Genomic DNA, 23226 nt, shown 5'->3' on the forward strand with positions numbered 1-23226 from the left:
ACAGCGGACACGCCCCCATTATGACACACGACGGCCCCGGTTCCAATCACTCGTGCTTCGTCACACGTAGCAACGCACGGAAAATAAGTGGGACAGGCTTCCAGGCTCGTCGATGCTGAAATGACAGGCTGGAAGCCTATCCCACTTCAAGAGATCCGACACATCGATTCCGCTCGGTCCTTAAACCGTCAATCCGCTGAACGCGCTGCCGATTCCGAGCGACTGGATTTCCTTTTTGACGGCTGCTTTGTCGGGGTTTTCCAGCGTTTCGACCACTTCGTCGGCCAACAACTGGGCAAAGGCCGCTTTGGCTTCCAATTTCAACTGCTGCAACTGAACCTGGTCCAGCTTGACCGAGGACGCCTTTTCGACCTCGGCGGCGATCTCTTCCAAGCTGGCCTTGGGGTGAATCGTGCTGGCCCACAAGACGCTGTACAGCGGGCGGTTGGCCTCTTGATGCTGCATGCGTTCCAGCGCCCGCCAGGCCCGCTCGAGCAGACAATTCCGCCACAACACCAGCCATTGCTTGGAATCCAGCGTGACCGAGGCCGATTTTTCCGGGTCCGATTCCGTGCCGCCCTGCTCTGCACTGGCCTGCTCTGCACCGGCCTGTTCGGCCAACCGCGCCTTGGCACAGGATTTCACCGCCCGGGCCAGAAAATCGCGTAGCCGCCCCCTGCGATGCTCGCCGAACCCCGCCGAAACCAGGTGCGTCAACAGGATCCGCAGCGCCTGATCGGCTTCTTCGGTCGACCCCATCACGGCGGTCAACTGTTTTCGCATCGGCGACAGGTAACGCAAGACAAAACCGGCCGCACTCTCGGCTTCGGTCCACGAGTGCGAGGACCGAACCAAGTTGACCGAGGATCGTGTTTTGCCGGAAGAAGAGATCTGAGTCGACATGTCGAACAGTATAACACTCCCCCACCATAAACGAAGCACTTTGCGAGAATTCGTCCCGTTGCCGGTCGCCTTGCAGGGGATCCCCCGCCTCCACACCTTGCCATCGGCGGCCATCGCACGCATCCTTTGCATCGACTTATCATTTTACGCCCCGCCAAAGGGAATCTGCCGTGCCTCGTACGCTTGTCACCGAACTGACCGACGGCCAATCTCTGGACCAATCCTTCCGCTTGGCCGACAAACAAATCCGCGTCAACCGGCAGGGCGGCAAGTACCTGTTGCTAAAACTGGCCGACCGCAGCGGGACGATTGTCGCGATGATGTGGAACGCCGATGACTCGGATTATGAAAAGATCCGTCGCGGCGGCTACGTGCATTGCATCGGCCGCACACAAGTTCACCAGGGTGCGTTGCAAGTCATCTTGACCGCGATCGATGACCTGGCCGAAACCGAAGTCGATCCGAGTGATTTTGATCAGTTCGACGCCGGCGCCGCCGACCAGGCCCTGGCGACCTTGCGGGACTTGCTCGGAAACCTGCACAACGTCTACCTGCGCGGACTGGGAAACGCGTTCCTGTCCGACGAGGCTTTCGTCGCCAAACTTCGCCTGGCCACCGCCGCCGTCTCCAATCACCACGCCTACCCCGGCGGGCTGCTGCGACACACCGTGGACCTGATGGAAGTCTGCCAGTTTCTCGGACCTCGCTATCCCGGCGTGGACACCGAACTGTTGATGTTTGGCGCGTTCCTGCATGACCTGGGCAAGATCGAAGAGATCTCTGCCAGCGGCGAACTCAGTTATACCGACCGCGGCCAACTGGTCGGCCACATCGTCATCGGCGTCCAGATGCTCGGCGACACGATCGCGACCTTTGAAGAAGACGCCGACGAGGATTTCCCCAACGACCTGCGGTTGCAACTGGAACACCTGATCGTTTCCCACCACGGGCAACTTGAATTCGGCAGCCCCCGTTTGCCGGCCACGCTGGAAGCGATCGCGTTGCATCACATCGACAACCTGGACGCCAAAATCACTTCCTTTACCAGTCTGATCGAATCGGATCTGACCAACAACGAACACTGGACCAATTACCATCCCTCGATCGGACGCAAGCTATGGAAAAAGCAGTGACCGAAAATCGCCCCCCCGCCGTCGTCTTGCTCTCCGGCGGACTCGATAGCGCGACCTGTCTAGCGATCGCACGCGAAGCAAACTTTGCCATCCATGCGATCAGTTTCCGCTACGGCCAACGACACGAATACGAACTCGAGCGGGCCGCCGCGTTGGCCCAACAATTCGACGTCGCATCGCACCGGATCGTCGAAATCAACCTGTCTCAATTTGGCGGTTCGGCGCTGACCGATCAATCGATCGTGGTTCCGAAATCCGATTCCGTCGAACAGATCGGCGCAGAAATCCCCGTCACCTATGTGCCGGCACGCAACACCGTGTTCCTGTCCCTGGCATTGGCCTTTGCCGAGACCATCGGCTCGGTCGATCTGTTCATCGGCGTCAACTCGCTCGACTACAGCGGCTATCCCGATTGCCGCCCGGAGTACATCGCCGCGTTTGAAACGATGGCCAACCTGGCGACCCAGAGCGGAACCAGCGGACGCAAGCTGACGATCCACACACCGCTGATCCATCTGACCAAGGGCGAAATCATTCAAACGGGACTCGGCCTGGGCGTCGACTATGCGATGACGCTGTCCTGCTATGATCCCGGCCCCGGCGGAAAACCCTGTGGCCACTGCGACGCCTGCCTGTTGCGGCAAAAAGGGTTTAAGGAAAACAACTTGCAAGACCCCGCGGGCTGAGAGAGAGAGTGGGATAGGCTGGAAGCCTATCCCACGTCGCTCACTCAAACGTCTTCGGTTCCTTCACCGGAACCAGATCCCAGGTCTCTCGTGGCGACGTTTCTCTCGTTCCAATACGAAGACTCTCCAGCGTCGCAACGGGGACGCGACCGCTCCCCAATTCAGCATGCGTGCCGCGTAACTCGCGACCGTCAAACTCGGCCGTCTGCAATCCCAACTGCGCTCCGTCGCGGGTCGTGATGATGTACCGGCACGCTGCCGGTTCTTCGTCGGATTGCCCGAGCCAAATCACCTCCGCTACGCTCGAACGTTGGATCAACCGCGTTCTGCCGCGGATTTCGATGCGAGCGGTGTCGTCGTCGATCGACAACAAACGCCCCCGCAACACGTCGCCGGTCGGCGCAACCAACAAGTGTGTCGGCGGCGAATCGGCCTGCCGTCGTGGCAGACGCATCAGCGATGGCGCATCGGTTTCACCCCGCGTGACCGCCGGCCCCGATCGAATTCGGCTGACCTGGTCTGACGGCACAAGCACCTCGCCAAACCAGTCGTTTTGAAATCGGACACCATTGGGCTGGATCGAAATCAATTGACCGGGCAAGCGATCGCCGTGACGAAGCTCCAGCATGCCGCGCTGGCGTCCGGACGTCGCATCCGAACCTGCCGCCGACGCAAACCGAATCGTCACGCCGTCGGTCGCCGCGATCCCGACGTCATTCTCGCCGGCCAGGGATCGCCATCCGAACGTGGCTCCGACGTCTTGTCCGTCTAGCAAATGTCCCCACAGAGACACGCCGTCTGCCTGGAATCGGGACGCCTCGCCGGCCGGCGCCGTCACGTCCTCCGATCGCCCCACCCAACGCGTGACGCGTGATGGTGCAACGGCCAAACGTGTTCCCGTCGTCTCGCGCACCAGGATCGCACCGTCGGCATCTCGTCCATCGACGCGTCCGCGAACGCGATTGCCGTCCGACAGAGTCACATCACACGCCGGCGAAACGTGCGTCGCCACGGCAAACTCCATCCGAGCGAGATCGCCGATCGCGTGCCACGCGCCGTCGACACGAAACCGATCCGCATCCCATTGCTCGGCAACCTGGTCGACGATTGATCCGTCGCGAAACAAGGTGAATCGATCCGGCAAGAACTGTGACGGCGGCGGCTGGCCATCCCACCGAAACAATTCGAAACCGGTCACTTCGACCGGATCCCCACGATTGATCAACGTCAACTCGCGCCGCAGCACGGGCTCGTCATCGACGAGCGAGACGTCGGCTCGCAGCATGCCGTCGCGGTAGGCCAGCAGTCGCCCGGCCACCTGGTCAGCATACAAATCCAACTCCAACCGCCCCGCCGAATCGGCCACGTCAAACACGTCGGCATCGGAAACACTCGCGTTGCTGCGGACCACCGAAACACTTTCGCCGAACCACTCCACTCGGGTGACGAAACGCTCGGTCGGCAAACGTGAAATCGACCCACCCCGCCGATCCACCCGCGCACCGCCCTGCCCTGCCCCGCCCGACGACCGATCACCGAGCGACAATTCAAAATCGGCCATGCCCTCGCAAGCCACTTCGATGCGAATTCGAAATCGATTCGGCAGATCAATCGCTGCGACCGCCGCCGATTCGGGGACCGTGCAAACCATGCCCTGCTCGGTGAAGCCCCAACCCGTTTCACGACGAAACCGATACCGCGCGTCGGACAAGGCCAAGATCTGACGCGGCATGCTCGCCTGGTCGACGATGCGGACGACGCGTTGGGCCGCAAAGGAGACCCGCCCGAGGTCTGCGGTATCGAGCGTGATCAGATCGTCGAGCCAGGAGACGACCTTGCCGACATATCGGCTGCGGTCGTCCAACAGAAACGCAAACGTGTGGGTCAGAGTACCAGGACCATCATCTTCAACGCTGCCAGAGTCGGAAGGATTGCGACGAGCCTCCAACAGATTTTCGGTCGAGATTTCGATCGGCTGGGCGAACCGTGTGCTGTTGATTCGCAGCGTCCCCGGCTCCTCGGCGGCGGACAACGTGCCGTCGATTGCACTGCCATCGACGAGCAAAAAACGCATGTCGGGATCGTCAGCGGACGCATTTGCCAGCGAACCGATCAACAGGAACAAGACGCCGCCCACGAGCCGGTAGGCGGCGGAGGTCAAACGACGATCAGCCGTCTGACGGGAGCCCAATACCGCTAAATCGAGAAGCGACTTTCCCAAAGATGGCTCCCCTCTCCCCCGAACAAGCCTCTTGGTCGATTCGGATTGCCTATGCGCGCCAACTGATTGTAGTAAGCGAAAACCTTGCGATGGGTAGAGGCTTGTTTGGGGGAGAGGGGAGCCATGGTGTTCCATTTTCGCTTCACGATTTAGTGTTATTAGACGCAAGCCGACGGGCCCGCCTCCACGTGATCGCAACCGGACGTCTGGAAGGTTATCGTTCATAGATCGGCAAAAAGCGGTAGTTCACGGCCAGCGCCAACAAGGACATCGACGTGCTGTTGGTCACCCCGAGATCCCCGTCAAAACTTCCATTCGGCTTCTGGTCGCGTTTGAGTCGTTGAATCAGCCGATCGTTCCACTGTTTCCAAACCGCGACGTCGGATTGGAAGTACGCCTGGGCTTGATAATAGCGGGCGTATTCGGGCCACATCGGCTCGGCGTCGCGATTGGCAACGAGGTATCGCAACGTCGACGGATAGGCCGGCAACTCCTTTCGTCCGGCGATGGCGAGCACCAGGTTGACGATACTACTGCGGGCAACCGATTCGCCACCACCACCTTCGCTGGCACTGGTGTAGCCGACCGAACCGTCGTCGGCCGTCATGGAGACGAAGTAATCGATCGCCCGATCAATCGACTGATCCGGCACCTCGATTCCCGCATTGCGTGCCGCCAGCAAGCCCATCACGACGGCGCCCGAGACGGAGGTATCGGCGTCGCTGGCGTTGGGCGCGTAACGCCACCCGCCCCGACGATTGTTCTTTTGTGCCGTCAACGCCGCACGGACCGCCAACTCCACCGCGTCAGCGAGACTGCGTCGGGATTCCTGCTCGCCGGGTGGATACAGATCCGAATCGTCGACCACACCGTAGGCTTCACAAAGTGCCAACATCCCGAACCCGTGATGATACATGCTGGGCGAAATGTAGCCGGTCACCGCGGACTGGCCGGCGATGATGTGCCGCAATCCCTTGCGAATCACGTCGCGATGCGGGCCAAAATTGGGGTCTTCACCGGAAGCCAAAAAAGCCAGCACGGCCAGTCCCGTCGTCCCCGGACCGACGCCCTCACCGGCCGGCCACGTCCCCCGATCGTCCTGGGTCTGCGCCAGAAACTCTAACCCCTTGGCGTAGATTTCATGCACGTCACGCGAGACCAGCTCGCCGATGGTGGCCGACGATGGATCCGGCGACCGGTTGACCTGGGCGTTGGCCGACATCGCCAAGCCAAACATGGCCCCGAAAACCAAGCAGAGCAGTGTGATGATATGACGAGTGTTCTTGAACCAACACAGATTCATCGAGTTCATGCTTGGATTGATCCGCGAAGTGAAATCGCCCTGTCGAAAAGGCATTGGTGTCGTCTCATCTAAAGTCACCCTCCCTGGCAGGGAGGGTCGAGCGCAGCGAGGGGAGGGTCGAGCGGTCGTCGCTGAGCGATTCCGAGCGAGAGAAACCCTCCCCGCGTCGTCGTAAACTCCTCCGCGACCCTCCCTGGCAGGGAGGGTGACTTCGACTCTTGCGAGCGTTGTCGTTGCCAAGGCCGGTATGGACGGTGATGAAACGTCGGACGATGCCCGAGCCAGAGGGCTGTGAGATCTCTTCATGCGCATCCGGTTGCTCATTGCCCCGCCTCCACCGCCGCGGAGGATCGTCGCTGTTCCAGCCGATCAAAGTACTGATCCAATCCCGCTCGCCATCGTTCCGGGACCTCGCCACGGTCTCGTCCGACGGACAACTGTGTTTCCGATTGACGCGTGGTCGCAAGTTGATTGAGACCTTTACCGAGCAACGCGATCGCCGCCTGATCGGTCTCACCGCCCTGCCCTCCCCCGGCGCTGCCCCCGCCACCGCCGCCGCCCTCGGGGCTGATCTTGTTACTCCGCAACAGCAACTCGATCGCTTCGGTTTGCGCCGCGATCGCGACCGGCCCGGTTTCCGGCGTGATCAACGTCTTGGACGCATCCACCATCGCGGCACTGGCCAACTTCAACACTTCGATCTCTTCTCCAAAATTCAACATCCCGTCCGGCAAGGCCTCGATCCCGTCGACGACCGCGTCCAAACGATCACGCAACAAATCCTGTGACTCACTCAACCGGATCGCTTCGCTGACGTAATCCGCTTGCTGCATCGCCTGGCGTCCCTGATCGGCGACGCGCGTCTGTTCGCGCAACGTCACTTCGGCCTCCAAGATCCTCAACACTTCCACGATCACCGCCGGCGAAAGCGACTTCTTGTTCTGAGGCCCCGATTCGGATTGTTCGGATCCCGGGTCCACCAAGTCATCGGCCCACCGATCCAAGTTGTCCGACCAAAACTCGGCCGCGGCAATCGAAACGCCGGGCCGCAACGGGACCCGATCCTGCAACGTTTTCAGTTGTTCCAAGACACGGGCCTGGTTCATTTCATCCAGCACGGATTGAAAGTGTTCGATCTCGCGTCGCTGGCAAAACGCTTCCAAGTCATCCAGCACCGTTCGAACCCGCGCGGCCGACTCGATCACATCGGCGACGACCGACTGCAACGTCTGATCGTTCGATTCGGGGGCTTGGCCGAAGGTAGATTCGATGCTTCGTGCCAACTGCATCGCGACCCGATCCTGCAACCGGCTGACCGATTTCAAACGTTTGACCAGCGTGCTGCCTTCCATGTTCCCCATCAGCTGTTTGAGTTCTTCGGCCACGGCGTCGAATTCCGCGACCAGATCGGTTTGATCTTCGATGGCGATCGACAAACTGTCTTCTTCCGATTTCTCGGTTTCACTTTTCGGCTTCCGTTTGGACGTGTCGACAATCGTGGTTCCGGCCAAACTGATTCGCTCGGATGATTCCGCGTCGGGGTCTTGGGTCGATTCTTCGGCGGCATCGCCATCGCTTGGCTCGGCCAATGTCCCTTGCGAGCTTTCCTGTCCGGCTAGTTCCGCGAACTTCGATTCTTCTTCGCCTTGCTCCGACGCTCGCTGCAGCAATTCGGCGACGCGCGGCATGCGATCATCGGACATCTGTTGCAGCGTCTGGAGCGTGGCGGCGAGTTTTTCAACATAGTCGACGTCGACTTGATCGTTGCGTGCCGCCTGCCGCAACAACGCCTCCCCTTCGCCGGTCAACGATTCCAGTTGGCGGCCGTTGAACGCTTCGGCCCGTGCCTGCTCGGCCACCGCGGCACGCCATTGATCATCGCGATCGGCCGCGGCGACTTTGGCCAATTCGCGATTGCGAGAAAACAGATTCAATTCTCGATCTCGCACATCCATCGCGGCCTGACGCCAGCGAGCGAACTGGTCGGCGATCCAGACGGCGTGCTCGTCGGCCGTCAGCACGTGGATCGGCAGCGGATCGGAATACACCCGCTGGCGTCCCGGAAAATCGTCTTCGGCCCAAAACCGCAAACTCACTTCACCCGGCGGAACGGACAACGACGTCGCCTGGAACACCGCGGCCAACGAACTCGCCCCGTCGCCGGATCCCAACACCCGTTCGCCCGACTCTGAAGTGGAATCGGCGGCCCACTGCATGCCGACTCGGCGGACGGCAAAATCGTCGTCCGCCGTCACCGTAAAACGCAACGCTTGACTGTCCAACACCCGCGGTGGAATCGATTCGTTTTCGACCAACAGTGTCGGCCGCCGATCGGGAACTCGCTGCACCGTCACGATCATCGGCTCGGCCGCCGCCAATCCGTCTCGATCGGTCCAGTGCAGTCGGACGCTTTCGACCGAGGTCCCCAAGTCCGCCGCGAATTGATTGCCCTGAACGGCGACCGGTGTTCCGTCGACCGTCGCATCGGCCAAGGCAGACGAAACGGTCAGCCGCAGCTTCGCCGCGGCGCCTTCGACGATGCGAATCACACCGGCGTCGTAATCCGTCTGCAGCGTGCCGCCGTCGATTCGCCCGGCCAAATAGTCCGGCAACTGAACCGTTGCAATGACGTTCGTCAATTCTGGCCGAAGCTTGGGGATCAATCGAACCCGGCGGCGTGCATCACCCACTCGGACGTCCGCGATCGATGGCTCGAACAACCGTGGCAATTCGAACGAGTAGCTCGCCGGAACAGAGTCGTCGGATCGAGTCACACGAGCCGTGGATCGCCGTGTTCCGATCCGAAGAGTCGCTTCACGCGGCGTCCAGCGACTTTGGGGATCCAACGCCACCGTCCATCCAGACGACTCGTCGCGCGGCACGACCCGTTCGGGCGGAAACGGTTGCAGGGTCACAAACGTAAAACGATCGATCGCAGCCAAGGGAGCGAACAGCCGTGTCGCCGCGTTCCCAACCGCATGCGGGGCAAGCACAAACACCAAGACGGCCGACGCTAGCAACGCGGCCAATCCACGGACCATGACGTGTAGACGCGATTCCGGAAGCGCCTGATGAAACTCGCGCGTTACCGCTTCGTCGGCCACTTGCTCAAGCGCCGCCACACACAGCGTCACCGAACGAGCCTGCTCCGATTCACAGTCCGCCAATTCCAACGCACCGACCAAGTGATCGCCAAACACAGGGTCGCGCCGCCGGATCACCTCGGCAACACGCAACGGTGACCGGCAATCCCAAAGGGTTTGCCACAGACGCATCACCGCGATGCCCATCGCCGCGACCATCACCGCCAATAGACCACAACGAATCCAGACGGGTGTGTCGCCGAATCGGTCGGCGATCAGCAACACCCCAAACACGGTCATGGCGATCAACAGAAAACGAAGCAGATGATCACGCCCCACCCTCCACACCAGCGCACGACGAAACTCGGCCAGTTTGTCGAGCAAACGGGCGGGAATCGAGATGTGATGGGATTGCCGGGTGGTCATGGGGTGGGAGGTGGCAGAAAAATGGAGGGCAGAAAAATGGAAAAGAAAAGACAGCCTAGCAATCGAAACTTCAAAGTTAAAACCAACCCTCAAACGCCTCCGGCCCATTTCCGCGCGACCCAAAACAACGCCAGTCCGGCGATGATGGCCGACAGCACCGCGGGGTGATTCCACCACTGGATGCGTCGCATGGTGGACGGGTCGGGGGGCAGGCGATTGAGTTGATCGACGAGCTGGCCGACTTGATCGGCCGCGAACGTCTGGCCTCGACCGACCTTGGCGACCTCACGCATGATATCACGCCGCGCCGGCCGGCCGACCTGTTCCTCCCCCCTGCCCTGCACCGCGACGCGCGCCCGGACGGTGGATTCTTCCGAAGGGTGCCGGAGCGTCAATGCATGCACGCCGTACTGGTCCAACTGGGTCTGCGCGGTGAACACGCCCCACTGCGAATCTTCGCGTTGCAGTCGCAGCGAACGGCTCGAACCGGTGGGCGAAACGATTTCCACGGTCGCCGCGTCGGCTTGCGAGGGCATCCCGCCGCTGGTCATGACGCTGGCTCGCAAGGTCACGGTTTCTCCGATCTCCGGTTGATCGGGTCGATAGGACAGCCGCATGGTTTCTCCGACCGCCATGTTACGTTGATAGGCCATCCAACGAATCACTTGGCCCCAAAACCGATAGTGGTATTTGTCCTCGACGCCCATCCGCCAACGCCAGACGGAATCGCTGCCCATGAACAGGACCTTGCCGGCAGCGGCCGGGCGTGTGACCAGCAACGGCACGCGCCCAGATTGATTGCTTGCCTCGGCGTGCACCGCCAACACCTCGCTGCCCGCTTTGGCGCGGGTGACCGCGGCGTACCAATAAAACCCCGGCAGCGATTCCCAGACCGCCCAGTTGGTCTGCGGGTCATCGTCCAGCGCCGTCAACAGGCTGCGTCGCCCCGCCCCCGTCAACGCAAACGATGCCGGCACGCCGTTTCCAACCCCGAGCGGCCTGGCCCGATCAATCACGACGGGAATCAACTCTCCCAGCTCACTGGCAAACAACGACGCCTGCCGCCCGCGCGGCCCCGGCATCAACACCAGCCCCACCGCCTGCTGCTCGACCAAGCCGCGGATCTGACGACACTGCTCAACAGTCAATTGCCCTTCCGCGACGCCGACATCGCCCAAGAAGATCACATCGTACGACGCCAGCTCCGCGGGATCCTCCGGCAGCGACGCCAAGTAGTCTTCGCCGCCGCCCCCGACCCCGGGCAACTCGGGATGATAGAGCAAACAGGAAACGTCGATCCCCGGATCACGCAACAACGCATTCCGCAAATAGCGATACTCCCATCTGGGCGTCCCTTCGATGACCAAGACACGCAATTTCTCTTCGCGAATTTCGATCGTCTTGCTCAACCGATTGTTCTCCGGATTGGTTTCCGATTCGATCACGGGCGACTGGATGGTCAAGGCATAAGTCCCTGCCTGGTCGGATTGCCACAAGAACGCCCCATCGAAGCGAGCGCCCGGGCGGATTGAAAGGGTCTGGGTGTCCGCGACGCGATCGACTTCGCGCAACGACACGGTCACTTCGCGGATCTCGCCAAACCAGTTTCGAATCGTGAAGGGAATCTGGACGGGTTTCGCGACGACACCGAAGGTCGGCACGTCGGCGGAAACGAGTTCGATGTCGGGCAAGCGATCGGGGCTGCCAATCGGAATCGAATTCACGCGTGCGCGACCACCGCTGCGGGCGGCGATTTCCGCCGCCGCCTGAACGGGTGAACGCCCGCGATTGAAATCGCCATCGGACACCAACACGAACGCGACCGCCGATTCGTGACGCTCGGCCGCCCGATCCAACGCGCCGCCCAAATCGCTGCCCCCGTCGCCCGAATCATCGTTGGATTCGTCGCTGGATTCGTCGAGCGCGAGGTCCACTTTTTTGAATCGATTGTCCAACCGCGTCCACGCCGCGTCTCCTCGGATGCGGTCGGCGATCTCTTGACGACTGGCCGATTGAAGCCCCGATTGAACATCACGTGTCTGCATGCTCGCCGAGCGATCGATCAACAAGACGACCTCTCCCTTGCGTTCCGAATCGATCTGGTACGTCGTCTCGGGTTGCCACAACAAACCGATCGCGACGGTCACCAAGACGACACGCAGACTCTCGACCACGGCGACACGCCACCGGCGACCGCTTCGTCGCCAGGCGATCCATGCGAACCAAATCACGGCGATGATCGCAGCGGCAGAGATCACGACCATCGCGATTCACCTCGCGTGCGCGGCGGCAACGTCAACCAGGCTTCACACAACATCCCGACGATCATCATCACCCAGATCACCCCCCAGATCTCGTGCACCAGACCGCCGCCGGAGTCGGCTTGGGGACCGCGCAGGACGACGTGGTTCCAGCGTCCATCGCCGAGCAACCCCTGGAGCTGCGAATCGGAGATCGTCTGGGGATCGGATTCCGCCGCCGGACGATTGATCGCCAACACGCGCGGCGGGCCTTCCGCGGAGTGTCGCTGTGCAAACACGCCGGCGCCATGTCCCAGTGGTATGCCGACGGCTTCGTTGTCGCTGGCAAGCAGCGTTTCAATGCCTGCCGTTTCATTGAATGCCCCCGCCCCCGTTTGCACGGTTTGCAAACGTCGGTCGTCGGTGCCCGCCACGATTCCGCCATCACCGGCAATCTGCAGCGGGCTTGCCTCGATCGCTTCGGACAACAATCCATACAGCACCAATCCATCCCTGACGAACAAGCTGTCGGGATCGATCACATCGGCTCCGCAAAACCAAGCCGCTCCGCTGCCGACGCGTACCTTTCCGATCCAAAGCTCCCCCGCACCGATCTCCGCCAACCGCACCATCTGGCCGTCGAGGCAACACGACGCGGCGATCGGCAATTCCCACTGGTCAAATCTGGCTTGCCGAACGGTGCCCCGAGTCCATTGTTCCCAGCGGACCGCCTGGAACTCGTTCGCGCGGTCGACGTCCGACGGCGGAAAGAAGACGACGCTGCCGCCGCTCTCGAGAAACCGCGTGACCGCCGCGGCGTCGTCGCCGACGGGCAACTGTCCCTGCCAAATCAAACACGCCACACCACCGGTCAGCTGCCCCGGTCGCTGCAAACGACTCCCCTGCTCTGCCCCGCCCGGCGAGTCCTCGGCAACAACCACGTTGCCCAGAACGTCCGCGGCCACTTCCAAGGCCAAACACGGCGACTGGGTAACCAACCCGATGGGTCGATCCCGATCGGCGGACGCGACGAAAAACCAATCATCATCCGCGGCGTTCACGTCCGCCGGTATCGAAACCCGGCCGTAAAGGGTGTCCTGGTCGTCCGGCACCGGAACACGCGCATCGATCAATTCCCCCCGTCCCCCGTCGACCCGGACGTCGAAGGTTTTGGTCACGCCTCCGACCAAGACTCGCAGCGGAACGACGACCGAGGCATCGTCCTGTCGCTGGACGACCGCCGAAACCGTCAGCTGCTTGTCTGAACCGGGATCACTGTCTGAACCGGTGTCGACGACGCGTTGGCGGGTTACCACCACCGACGTGTTGACGCGCGGGTCCTCTGCGACGTCCACCAGGTGCAGACGAACGCCGTCGCCCAACGACTCGGCCGCCTCAGCAACTTGGCTCCACGACTCGGCATCCGGACGCCAATCGTTTGCTTGACCATCGCTGCAGACCCAAACGTCGGCGACCGGATGATCATGGTCCATCAAGTACTGCATCGCGACGCGCAACATCGTCGGCACGTCCGCCGCAGATGCCGCCCCACCGGTCCACTGTGGATCGGTCAATGCGTCGACATCCGCCAACTCGATCGGTGCGACACTGACGCTGTCGATCAGCACCACGCGCCCGGTGCCCAGCGTCCGCAGCGTCTCCGCAACGCGGCGGAGTGCGGCCGCCTGGTGGGTCAATCCGGATTCGGTTCGACGCTGCATGCTGGCAGACCGGTCCAAGACCACCACCGACGGTGCCCCGGAAACGACACGGCTGGCCGCCACGCCGAACATGCCACTGGAAAGTGGACGCGCCAGCGCGAACACGACGGCCGCAACGACCAAGGTTCGCACCGCAAGGATCAACCACCGCCTCAGCTTTGCCGGACCACGACGTGCCTGGGTGGCGCGGCGGAGAAACATCATCGCCGCCCACGGCGCGGTGGGATGCCGGCGACGGTGAATCAGATGAATCACAATCGGGATCAGCACAAGCGGAAGAGCCCACAGCGCTCCGAGTCTCAAAAAGCTCATACAGCCGAATCTCGTCCTCGCCCGGCCAAAAACCCCATCAGCGACTCTTCGATCGGCCGGTCCAACATCACACGGTGGTAGTCGACTGCGGTTTCGCGGCTGATCCGTTCCACCTCCTCGAGGAAGTCCTGGACGGCGTCGGCATAACCGGCGGCAATCTCATCGGGATCGACCAGAATCGATTCATCCCCTTCCATGTCGTTCAACCGAATTGGTCGATCCCAATCGGGTTGTAACTCGACGGGATCCATCAAATGAAACATCGCGACATCGTGTTTGCGAAACGCCAAATGCTCGACCGCGCTGCGGAGTGTCGGCGGTTCCAGCAACAGGTCGGAGATCACGACGATCAACGCGCGTTCACGAATCGTTTCGGCCAACTGATGAAGGGTTTCTTCCAGTGTCGTCACTCCGGCGGCCTGCAGGTTTCGCAGCCGCTCGAACAACACGGACACCTGCCCGGCAATCCGCCGTGGCGGCAACAATTCCGATCCCGCGTCGCTGGCACAGATCAATCCCGCGGCATCGCCTTGCCGAATCGCGATGTAGGCGAGCGTGGCGGCGATCTGCCGCGCCGCGTGCAGCTTGTCACCGAATCCCATCGACCCGCTGCCGTCGAGGACCAAGACCAGACGCAGGTTGGTGTCGGCTTCGAACTCCTTGACGTAATAGCGGTCGCTGCGTCCGTAGGCACGCCAATCCAATCGTCTCAGATCATCGCCGGGTTGATAGCGACGGTACTCGGCAAACTCAACGCTCGATCCGCGATGCGGACTCTGGTGCCGTCCCGATACGGTGCCCAACATCGGCCGCCGCGTCGTCAACGCAATCGCCGACAAACGCTCCGCAAGCACGGGATCGAAAAACGATTCCGTCACGGCGTCGGGGTCAGAACCAGGTTCGATCATGCGCGTGGTGAAAGAGGAAGTGCTGGCAGGTGGGAGGTGGCAGAAAAATGGAGGGCAGAAAAATGGGCGTGGGAGAGAGGAGACAAGAAAATGGGTGACAGGAAAATGTGGGGAGGCAGGCGGGCGGCTTCTCAAAACTCAAAACTCAAAACTCAAAACTCAAAACTCAAAACTCAAAACTCAAAACTCAAAACTCAAAACTCAAAACTCAAAACTCAAAACTCAAAACTCAAAACTCAAAACTCAAAACTCAAAACTCAAAACTTGAAACTTGAAACTTGAAACTTGAAACTTGAAACTTGAAACTTGAAACTTGAAACTTGAAACTTGAAACTTGAATCTCAAATCAACTTCGCGATGATCTCGCGGGCGGTGATCCGTTCGGCTTGTGCGGCGAAGGTCAACACCAGCCGGTGGGAAAGCACGGGCGATGCGACGGCCAGGATGTCTTCCTGGCGAACCATGTAGCTGCCGTAGAGCGCCGCCCGGCTCTTCGCGCCCAGAATCAAACTCTGCACCGCGCGTGGTCCGGCACCCCAGGCGACCAAGGGGATCAACCAATCCGGCGCCGTGCCGCCATCGGGCCGCGTCTGACGGACCAGCTTGGCGGCAAATTCGTACAGGTGATCCGGCACCGGGACGCGGCGCACCACCTCTTGGTGGCTCAAGATTTGTTCGACCGACAACAGCGAATCCAAGACCGGCTGACGCTCGCCGGTGGTCATCCGGGCGATCTGAATTTCTTCCGCCTCGCTGGGATAGCCCAGTTCGATCAGGGACATGAAACGATCCAGTTGCGCTTCCGGCAACGGATACGTCCCCTCCTGTTCCACGGGATTCTGTGTCGCCAAGACCATGAAGGGTGATGGCAGGGCAAACTCTTTGCCGAGCACGGTCACGTTGCCTTCTTGCATCGCTTCCAACAGTGCCGCCTGAGTTTTCGGCGGGGCCCGATTGATTTCGTCGGCCAGCACGACGTTTGCAAACACGGGTCCGCGGACGAACTGAAATTCACGCCGCCCCTCGGCCGTGTCTTGCAGGATGTCGGTCCCGGTGATGTCCATCGGCATCAGATCCGGCGTGAACTGAATCCGACTGAAACTCAGCGAGAGCGTCTCGGCGAATTTTCCGACCAGCAGCGTTTTGGCCAACCCGGGCACGCCGACCAGTAGCGAATTGCGGCGTGCGAAAAAACAGATCGCCAGTTGCTCGATCGCTTCGGATTGGCCGACGATGACGCGGGACAGCTCGCGGCGCAAATCGGCATAGGCCTGCTGCAAACGATCGATCGCGTTGACATCGTCGCCGGACAGATCACCCTGGGCCGTCTGAACCTGGGCCGTTTTATCCGGCGAGCCTTTCACCTGTGCTGCTTCAACTTGTCCAGACATTGACCTAAGACGACGATCGCGTTGCGTAAGATTCGAATCGGGCTAGTGTAACCCAAACCGTCTGGGGGCAAACCCGCAGATCGTGTTCGTCGATCGGAAATCAGACGCATGACAGGAACCAGTGGCTCACCCGGGCACCCGACGCCGGTCGACCGTAACGATTGGTCAAAACAGCACGGTCTTTCGCGTCGCGACGGGAACAACCGTTTTCCCCAACCCGAGAGGGGACAAGGCCCGAATACTGTTATAGCGCGGGAGCCAGGGATGCTTTCGACGTTCTGCACCATCGGCGACCAATGCGTCCCCACCAAAACCGAAAGGATTCGAACATGCGTTTCGGACAGCAACTTCTCCTCGCGCTCGTCATGTCGATTGCGGGCATGAACTCCGCTTCGGCCCAGTGTTTTGATTTCACGAGCTTTGATTTCACGAACTGCTATCTCGCGGGTTCCTTTTCCGGCGATTTCCTGACCATGAAAGGTTCCGGACGCAACACCAACGGAAATTTCGACGCCTCGGGAATCGAAAACGAGACGAACGAAGGGTATGGATTCGCATACGGACGTGAATTCGATCACTGCGACTACCAAATTCGCATGGAATCCCAGTACATGTTTTTTGACGACTCGCAGTTCACGCTCAACAGCTTTCCCGGACCTCCGGGCCCCTACACGTTCTTTTACCGCGGTGCGTTCACCGAACGCTTTGCCGGACTGTCGAACCTGTGGATAGACAAACCGATCAGCGAGAATCTTGAGGTTTATGCAGGTGGAGGCATCGGCTGGTCGCACTTCGAATTTGCCGCATCCGACGGCGTCGTCTCCAGCGTCAAAGACGACGACGACTTGGCCTACCAATTCGGCATCGGACTGACGTGCAAGCTGCTGTCCAATGTGGAATTGGATTTCGGTTACCGACGCCTGGATCTCGGCAATGCCAACACGAATCTGACGACTGGCGGTGGTGCCGCCGCAGGCAATCTGAATGTCGACCTCGACTCGGATCAACTGATGCTGACGCTACGGGTTTTCCGCCGCTAAGGACCGTCGGAAGAATACGTGGGATAGGCTTCCAGCCTGTCATGGCGAAAACGACAGGCTGGAAGCCTATCCCACTGGTAAGTTCCGTCACCCATTTGCACGACGCCATTTTTCTGCCCCGTGTTTTTCTGCCATCTCATCGGCAGGCAATCGGGTCACTTCCGTTTCCACTGCAAACCGATCGTCACGTCGCCATCAGCCAGCGTCGTGACGGTCACCGGATGCATGCCTTGCTCGAGTCGAATCTCGGTCGAATAGGTTTCAGCGGGATCGAAACCGAAATCGGCATCGATCAACTCCGCGTCATGAATCCGTGCGAACGTCGGTGACTCAGTCGAAAGCGTGACTTGATACAGTCCGGTTTCGGGGGCGACAAACACGCCGCGAAACCGAACGGCTCCCTTGGCACCTGCCACAGACATCTCGTCCAACCGCCCCGACATCGTCGGCTGTAATTCGTCGACCTCGGGCACGTAGGGAAACGTCCCCGAATAAACGTCATACGTCCAACCTTCCTGCTGGCTGATGGCCACCGCGGGAATCGCAACCTTGTCATAGGGCCGCGGCGCCGTCGGATTGGCGCGGCGCAGCTGCAGCACACGGTCATGCATCTTCTTCTGCAACTTCGCAAATTTTTCGCCCGTGCCGGCGAGATCGTGAAGCTCTTTGGGATCGTTTTTCAGGTCATAAATCGCAAACGGTTGGCGGTGATCCTGGATGTCGACCCGCACGCCTTTGTAGCCATCGACAAACACGACCTGCATTTGCCTGCGTCGTTGGTTCCGCTTTGACGCTTGAAAATCGCCGTACGTGGGCGTCCTGCCGCCGTTGAAATACTCGATGTAAACCTGACTTTGCCGCTGTGTCCCCTGCCCCGTCAACGTCGGCAACAGCGAAACCCCGTCGGTCCTTGCCGGGGGCGCGATCCCGCCGGCCCGCGCGAACGTCGGCATCCAATCGTGGAACTGCGAGGGCGAACGATCGATCGATCCGGGCGCCACCTGCCCGGGCCACCAGGCCAACGTGCCGACCCGGATCCCGCCCTCCCAGACGTCTCGTTTGGTTCCGTCAAACGGACCGTAGGACTGGAACGACTGTGGCGTGTAGTTGACGCGATTGTCTTGTGCGTCGCGCAAGTACGACTCGTGGTGCGGACCGTTATCGCAACTCAGGACGACCAGCGTGTTCTTGTCGATCGATAGGTCGCGCAACGTCTGCAACAAATCGCCGACGCTGTGGTCGATTCGGCGGACCATCGTTGCAAAACGCTCTTCGACGTCCGACCAGCCCTTGCCGGTGTAGTCGGGATGCCGGTATCCGTCCACCGTTCCGACCGCCGTGTTGATCATCGCCCCCGGCTTGCCGAGCCATTGCAGTCCGCCGTCCAAACCATAGCCTTCGGGGAACTCGACCGAAGGCAATTGAAGCGCCGCGTGGGGCGTGTCATAGGCGAGGTACAGAAAGAAGGGCTGCTCGGAACCGCTTTTCACATGCTTGGCGATCCAGTCTTTGCTGCGGGCGGCGAACAGGTCCGTCGTGTAGCACTTGGCCAAATCCTTGCTGACCTCCTGGTCGTTGTGCCAAATCTGTTTGGGCGTGCGATGCACTTCGTTGTCGCCCAGGTTCCAGTTTTCGGCCGGATAATGAACGTGACCATCGCGGTGGCGGACATAGCCGTAGAACTCATCGAACCCACGCTTGGTCGGATAGGCGGGCCAATCGGCCGGCGTCCAATCGTCGTCCTGGCCGTTGGTCGCGCCCTGCAATCCATACTTGCCGACCAACCAGGTCTTGTACCCCGCCGCCTTCATCACCGTCGCCAGCGTGTGATTGTCTTCGAGCGCCTTGTCAAACTGATTGTCTCGCACCACCGCGTGGCCCTGATGCACGCCCGTCAACAGTGACGAACGGCTGGGGGCACAAACCGGCGCCGGACAATAATGATCGCGCAACTGCATCCCTTCGGCGGCCATCCGATCCAACATCGGCGTCTGATGCCGTTTGGAATGCGTCGAATCATTTTGATGCAGCACCCCAAAGTCCCCCCAGCCCATGTCGTCGAGCAGGATGAAGATCACATTGGGCTTGGATTCGGCGCTGGCCGTGGAGACAAACAGGACGGCGAAAAACGCGAGTGAGGTGGCAAGGGAACGTAACATCGAATGCATGGATTGAGAGACAACGGGATAGCGTACGGCAAGCCAGTTTAACCGCTCGTCCAAACAATATCATTCTGCCCCGAATCATTCTGCCAATTTGCCGTACCGGAAAAGAGAGATGGCAGAACGATACGGGGCAGAATGATGGCCAGACAGGAAGCCACAATCCTCGCTACTGGTCCCCCTCGGCATCGAGTGCGGCTTTGGCTTTGGCAAAATCGGTCGTGTCTTCGACGACCTCGCCGTCGCGGAGCACGATCGTCCGCTTGGAATTGCGCGCGATGTTGGGGTCGTGCGTGACCAGAATCACCGTGATCCCTTGTTTCTCATTCAGCTCTTGGAACAACGCAATCACCTCGCGGCTGGTCTGGGAGTCCAGGTTGCCGGTCGGCTCATCCCCCATCAAGATCGACGGACGATTGACCAGTGCCCTGGCGATCGCCACACGTTGCTGCTGACCGCCGGAGAGCTGGCTGGGATGATGATGGTAGCGATCCCCCAACCCGACCTGATCCAACACCTCGCGCGCCCGATCATGCCGCTGGCGGGCGGACAGACGTGGGCCGTACATCAGCGGCAACTCGACGTTCTCCAGCGCCGAGGTCCGGTTGAGCAAATTAAAGTTCTGGAACACGAACCCGAGCTGCTTGTTTCGAATCCGAGCCCGCTGGTCACGGTTCATCGAGACGATCTCCTGGCCGTCGAGCAAGTAGCTGCCGTGGGACGGCCGGTCCAGACAACCGAGCGTGTTCATCAACGTCGACTTGCCGCTGCCCGACGGACCGACCAACGCGATGTATTCCCCCCGCTGGATCTGCAAACTGACCGTACGGAGCGCGTGCACTTGGACTTCGCCCAAGTCATACACGCGTCTGACATCTCGAAGCTCGATCAATGCCACAATGGGTTACTCGTACCTGAGCGCGTCGATCGGGTCCAACTTGCTGGCGCGCCGAGCGGGATAGAAACCGAAAAACACGCCGACCGCCGCGGCAAACCCCATCGCAACGAGCGCCGCGGGGAACGACACCACCATCGGCCAATCCGTCCCCGGTTTGTAGGCGTTGATCAACATCGTCGCGGCCATCGACATGCCGGTTCCGAGCGCCAATCCGATCACCCCGCCGATGCTCGACAACACCACCGACTCGATCAAGAACTGCCACAAAATATCGCGGCCCCGCGCCCCGAGCGCCATCCGGATGCCGATCTCACGCGTCCGTTCGGTCACTGAAACCAACATGATGTTCATGATGCCGACGCCTCCGACGACCAACGAAATCCCCGCGATCGCCGACAACATCAACGTCAGCGTTCCGGTGATCATCCCCAACGTTCCGGCAACCTCTTCCATGTCCGTGATGTCGAAATCGTCTTCCTCCCCCGGTGCGATGTCATGTCGCTCGAGCAACAAATTGCGAATCTGACGCGTCGCCGTACTCATCTGGTTGGTGCTGCGCGCCGAAACCATGATCGCATGAATGTTATCCATCGGTGATCCGAGCAACCGCTTGCGCACCGTCGTCTGCGGCATCAACAACAGATTGTCCTGGTCATCACCAACCATGTTGGCGCCTTTCTTGGACAGGATTCCGATCACGCGAATGGGCACGTTGTTGACGCGCAGCGTCTCGCCGAGCGGATTGGTGGTGCGAAACAACTTCGGTATCAAAGTTTGGCCGATCACGCACACCTTGGCCTTGGACTCGACGTCGGCTTCGCTGAAAAACGACCCGGCCTGAAGCCCCCAATTGCGGACCAGCAAGAAGTCCGTGCCGACACCCAACATCTCCTTGGGGCTCCAATTTTCGTTGCCGTAAATCACCTGCCCGCCGGTGAACACCAATGGTGAAGCGGCCAAGACCGCCGGACATTCCGTGCTGATCGCATCGGCATCCGCAGCGGTCAACGACGGCGCATCGTTCTGGCGAACGCCGCCGTCGGTGGTTTGCCCCGGGATTACAAAGATTACGTTGGTGCCCAGGTTTTCCAATTCACCTTGCACCAGTCGGTTCGCGCCCTGACCGATCGACACGATGGTGGTCACCGCGGCAATCCCGATCACCACGCCGATGACCGTCAACACCGCGCGCATCTTGTTTTTCAACAAGGCTCTCAGCGCGATCCGAATGGTATCCAAGAACGACATGGGTGATTACTTTTTCACTTCCTGGCCGGTCACCAATGAATCACCGACCGAAAGCGCTCCCGACTTCAGCTCGGTGAATCCGCTTTCGCTCAATCCGGTTTCGATCTCCACGGCGCGCAGCAACTTTCCATCGACGACCCAGACGTGGCGCTTGTTCCGCACCCTTCGCTTCTTCGCTTTCTCCGCCGCCGGCAGTTGCTGCTCCTGGTCATCCCGATCGCGCTTCGCTTTCCACGTCGACCCATCGATCAGGTGCCGGTCGGACTCGCGCACCCACTCGATCTCTTCGGGAAAGAAACGGAGTGCGGCGTTGGGCAATTTCGGCACATCGCTGATCGAATCGACTTCGAACGAGATGCTGGCTGTCATTCCGGGCAACAGTTTCAAGTCGGGATTGCTGGTCACGATGACGACGGGATAGGTGACCACGTTCTGGTTGGCGACGCTGCTGACGCGAATCTGCTCGATCTCGCCGGTGAACAACTCGTCGGGGTGGGCGTCGACGGTGAACGTCACCGGCCGCGATTCAGCTTGAGCCTTTTGAACCAGCCCGATGTCCGCTTCGTCAACGGAGGCGAACACGTGAACCTGGTCACGCAGATCCGGGGCGACGATGAACAGTTCCGGCGTCTGAAACGAGGCGGCAAGTGTTTGTCCGGGGTCGATCTTTCGGTCGATGATCATGCCGTCGACCGGAGCCGTGATCTCACAGTAATTCAGGTTCGCCCGTGAATTTTCCAGCGACGCCTCGGCCTGCTGAATCATCGCGTGCGCGACTTTTAACTGCGCTTCCAACGACTTCACTTCGAACACGAGCGCGTCCATTTCGCTGTCGGAGAGGAAGCCGACGCTCTTGGTGTACAACTTCTGACCGCGATCGTAGCTGTTGTTGGCCTGGATCAACTCCGCTTCGATCCGTTCCAGTTCCGCCTTTCGCGTGGCCAGGGTCGCTTCGTCCCTGGCGACGTCGGCTTTGAAAAGCCGCGGGTCGATCGTCGCCAACACGTCACCCTTTTTGACCTCGTCATTGAAATCGACGTTCAGCTCCTCGATCGGCCCCGAGACGACCGAACCGACCAGCACCGATTGGACCGGCCGTACCGAACCGGTGGAATTGACATACCGCGTCACATCCCCGCGGACGATCGCGGCGGTTTCCCACTTCATCCGATGACGTTCTTCCCAATAGGTCATCGCCGGTTTGTATCCGACTGTACCAATACCAGCCAAAACGCCAATCAGGACCAGCATTTTGACAAGCATCTTCATTCGACTGCGGGGCGAGAGACAGGAGTGTGATCAACGCCCTTTCAAGTCTAGTTGATCGACGACCCGGACAAGACCTTTGGCAATTGATTCGCATCGCGATCGAAAATCTTGGCACCGCACGCTCAATGTCACTTACTTTGGCTTTAAAGGTGTTAGCGGAACGGCGCGAGCCGTCCGGTCGCGCTTCAAAAACACCGTGAAAGACCGGAGGGCTCGCGCCCTACCGCTAACAAAAACACCCCGCTTGGCGTCAAAGTAGGTGGCATTGGGCGCGCGCTCGCT

The 23226-nt window shown here is 60.3% G+C and carries 16 protein-coding genes; 4 read left to right on the forward strand and 12 right to left on the reverse strand.

The window, feature by feature from the left end; genetic code table 11:
* Positions 1-180: 180 nt before the first annotated feature.
* Entirely contained in the window at positions 181-903 is a 723-nt protein-coding gene (locus Enr13x_RS32145) for a hypothetical protein (protein WP_145390987.1), read from the reverse strand.
* A 170-nt stretch (positions 904-1073) separates the two neighbouring features.
* Here Enr13x_RS32145 and Enr13x_RS32150 point away from each other — a divergent pair, with 170 nt between their 5' ends.
* Positions 1074-2036, forward strand: a complete 963-nt coding sequence (locus Enr13x_RS32150; protein ID WP_145390988.1) for a 3'-5' exoribonuclease YhaM family protein — start codon at positions 1074-1076, stop codon at positions 2034-2036.
* Positions 2021-2722 carry a 7-cyano-7-deazaguanine synthase QueC gene (gene queC / locus Enr13x_RS32155; protein ID WP_145390989.1) on the forward strand — a complete coding sequence of 234 codons (702 nt, stop codon included), beginning with the start codon at positions 2021-2023 and terminating at the stop codon, positions 2720-2722. Before Enr13x_RS32150 ends, queC begins: the two co-directional genes overlap by 16 nt.
* A 40-nt stretch (positions 2723-2762) precedes the next feature.
* Here queC and Enr13x_RS32160 read toward each other — a convergent pair whose 3' ends face one another.
* The 6 genes from Enr13x_RS32160 to Enr13x_RS32185 all read right to left on the reverse strand — a co-directional run bounded on the left by Enr13x_RS32160 (position 2763) and on the right by Enr13x_RS32185 (position 14936).
* On the reverse strand, positions 2763-4943 hold the full coding sequence (locus tag Enr13x_RS32160; protein WP_145390990.1) for a hypothetical protein: 2181 nt from the start codon (positions 4941-4943) through the stop codon (positions 2763-2765).
* Between the two features lie 214 nt (positions 4944-5157).
* On the reverse strand, positions 5158-6300 hold the full coding sequence (locus Enr13x_RS32165) for a prenyltransferase/squalene oxidase repeat-containing protein (protein ID WP_231743907.1): 1143 nt from the start codon (positions 6298-6300) through the stop codon (positions 5158-5160).
* A 266-nt stretch (positions 6301-6566) separates the two neighbouring features.
* Entirely contained in the window at positions 6567-9755 is a 3189-nt protein-coding gene (locus tag Enr13x_RS32170) for a hypothetical protein (RefSeq protein WP_145390991.1), read from the reverse strand.
* A gap of 89 nt (positions 9756-9844) precedes the next feature.
* Positions 9845-12019 carry a hypothetical protein gene (locus Enr13x_RS32175; RefSeq protein WP_145390992.1) on the reverse strand — a complete coding sequence of 725 codons (2175 nt, stop codon included), beginning with the start codon at positions 12017-12019 and terminating at the stop codon, positions 9845-9847.
* Positions 12010-14028 (reverse strand): BatA domain-containing protein, encoded by a 2019-nt coding sequence (locus Enr13x_RS32180; protein ID WP_145390993.1) that lies wholly within the window; start codon positions 14026-14028, stop codon positions 12010-12012. Before Enr13x_RS32180 ends, Enr13x_RS32175 begins: the two co-directional genes overlap by 10 nt.
* Positions 14025-14936, reverse strand: a complete 912-nt coding sequence (locus Enr13x_RS32185; protein WP_145390994.1) for a DUF58 domain-containing protein — start codon at positions 14934-14936, stop codon at positions 14025-14027. The genes Enr13x_RS32180 and Enr13x_RS32185 overlap by 4 nt, the downstream gene beginning before the upstream one ends.
* Between Enr13x_RS32185 and Enr13x_RS38535 the strand changes: the two genes are divergently transcribed.
* The gene (locus Enr13x_RS38535) at positions 14935-15204 is read left to right on the forward strand and encodes a hypothetical protein (RefSeq protein WP_197455511.1); all 270 of its coding nucleotides are present in this window, start codon (positions 14935-14937) and stop codon (positions 15202-15204) included. The genes Enr13x_RS32185 and Enr13x_RS38535 overlap by 2 nt on opposite strands.
* Before the next feature lie 73 nt (positions 15205-15277).
* On the opposite strand, the gene Enr13x_RS32190 is transcribed toward Enr13x_RS38535, so the two are convergent.
* Positions 15278-16327, reverse strand: coding sequence for an AAA family ATPase (locus Enr13x_RS32190; protein ID WP_145390995.1), 1050 nt, complete (start codon positions 16325-16327; stop codon positions 15278-15280).
* Between the two features lie 329 nt (positions 16328-16656).
* On the opposite strand from Enr13x_RS32190, the gene Enr13x_RS32195 reads away from it, so the two are divergent.
* The gene (locus Enr13x_RS32195) at positions 16657-17367 is read left to right on the forward strand and encodes an outer membrane protein (protein ID WP_197455512.1); all 711 of its coding nucleotides are present in this window, start codon (positions 16657-16659) and stop codon (positions 17365-17367) included.
* A 155-nt stretch (positions 17368-17522) separates the two neighbouring features.
* On the opposite strand, the gene Enr13x_RS32200 is transcribed toward Enr13x_RS32195, so the two are convergent.
* From Enr13x_RS32200 to Enr13x_RS32215, 4 genes are all read right to left on the reverse strand, one after another.
* Positions 17523-19526, reverse strand: coding sequence for an arylsulfatase (locus tag Enr13x_RS32200; protein ID WP_145390997.1), 2004 nt, complete (start codon positions 19524-19526; stop codon positions 17523-17525).
* Positions 19527-19698: 172 nt separating this feature from the next.
* Entirely contained in the window at positions 19699-20427 is a 729-nt protein-coding gene (locus tag Enr13x_RS32205; protein WP_145390998.1) for an ABC transporter ATP-binding protein, read from the reverse strand.
* Positions 20428-20433: 6 nt separating this feature from the next.
* Positions 20434-21675, reverse strand: coding sequence for an ABC transporter permease (locus Enr13x_RS32210; RefSeq protein WP_145390999.1), 1242 nt, complete (start codon positions 21673-21675; stop codon positions 20434-20436).
* Positions 21676-21681: 6 nt separating this feature from the next.
* A complete protein-coding gene (locus tag Enr13x_RS32215) occupies positions 21682-22944 on the reverse strand; it encodes an efflux RND transporter periplasmic adaptor subunit (protein WP_145391000.1) in 1263 nt (420 codons plus the stop codon).
* Positions 22945-23226 lie beyond the last annotated feature (282 nt).

The sequence above is a fragment of the Stieleria neptunia genome, from assembly GCF_007754155.1.
GTDB lineage: Bacteria > Planctomycetota > Planctomycetia > Pirellulales > Pirellulaceae > Stieleria > Stieleria neptunia.

Excerpts from the sequence above, each read along its gene's own strand:
- Enr13x_RS32185 (WP_145390994.1), bottom strand. The coding sequence starts at position 14,936 with ATGATCGAACCTGGTTCTGACCCCGACGCCGTGACGGAATCGTTTTTC.
- Enr13x_RS32190 (WP_145390995.1), bottom strand. The coding sequence starts at position 16,327 with ATGTCTGGACAAGTTGAAGCAGCACAGGTGAAAGGCTCGCCGGATAAA.
- Enr13x_RS32180 (WP_145390993.1), bottom strand. The coding sequence starts at position 14,028 with ATGAGCTTTTTGAGACTCGGAGCGCTGTGGGCTCTTCCGCTTGTGCTG.
- Enr13x_RS32215 (WP_145391000.1), bottom strand. The coding sequence starts at position 22,944 with ATGAAGATGCTTGTCAAAATGCTGGTCCTGATTGGCGTTTTGGCTGGT.
- Enr13x_RS32210 (WP_145390999.1), bottom strand. The coding sequence starts at position 21,675 with ATGTCGTTCTTGGATACCATTCGGATCGCGCTGAGAGCCTTGTTGAAA.
- Enr13x_RS32170 (WP_145390991.1), bottom strand. The coding sequence starts at position 9,755 with ATGACCACCCGGCAATCCCATCACATCTCGATTCCCGCCCGTTTGCTC.
- Enr13x_RS32195 (WP_197455512.1), top strand. The coding sequence starts at position 16,657 with ATGCGTTTCGGACAGCAACTTCTCCTCGCGCTCGTCATGTCGATTGCG.
- queC (WP_145390989.1), top strand. The coding sequence starts at position 2,021 with ATGGAAAAAGCAGTGACCGAAAATCGCCCCCCCGCCGTCGTCTTGCTC.
- Enr13x_RS32175 (WP_145390992.1), bottom strand. The coding sequence starts at position 12,019 with ATGGTCGTGATCTCTGCCGCTGCGATCATCGCCGTGATTTGGTTCGCA.
- Enr13x_RS32145 (WP_145390987.1), bottom strand. The coding sequence starts at position 903 with ATGTCGACTCAGATCTCTTCTTCCGGCAAAACACGATCCTCGGTCAAC.
- Enr13x_RS32165 (WP_231743907.1), bottom strand. The coding sequence starts at position 6,300 with ATGCCTTTTCGACAGGGCGATTTCACTTCGCGGATCAATCCAAGCATG.
- Enr13x_RS32200 (WP_145390997.1), bottom strand. The coding sequence starts at position 19,526 with ATGTTACGTTCCCTTGCCACCTCACTCGCGTTTTTCGCCGTCCTGTTT.
- Enr13x_RS38535 (WP_197455511.1), top strand. The coding sequence starts at position 14,935 with ATGCGCGTGGTGAAAGAGGAAGTGCTGGCAGGTGGGAGGTGGCAGAAA.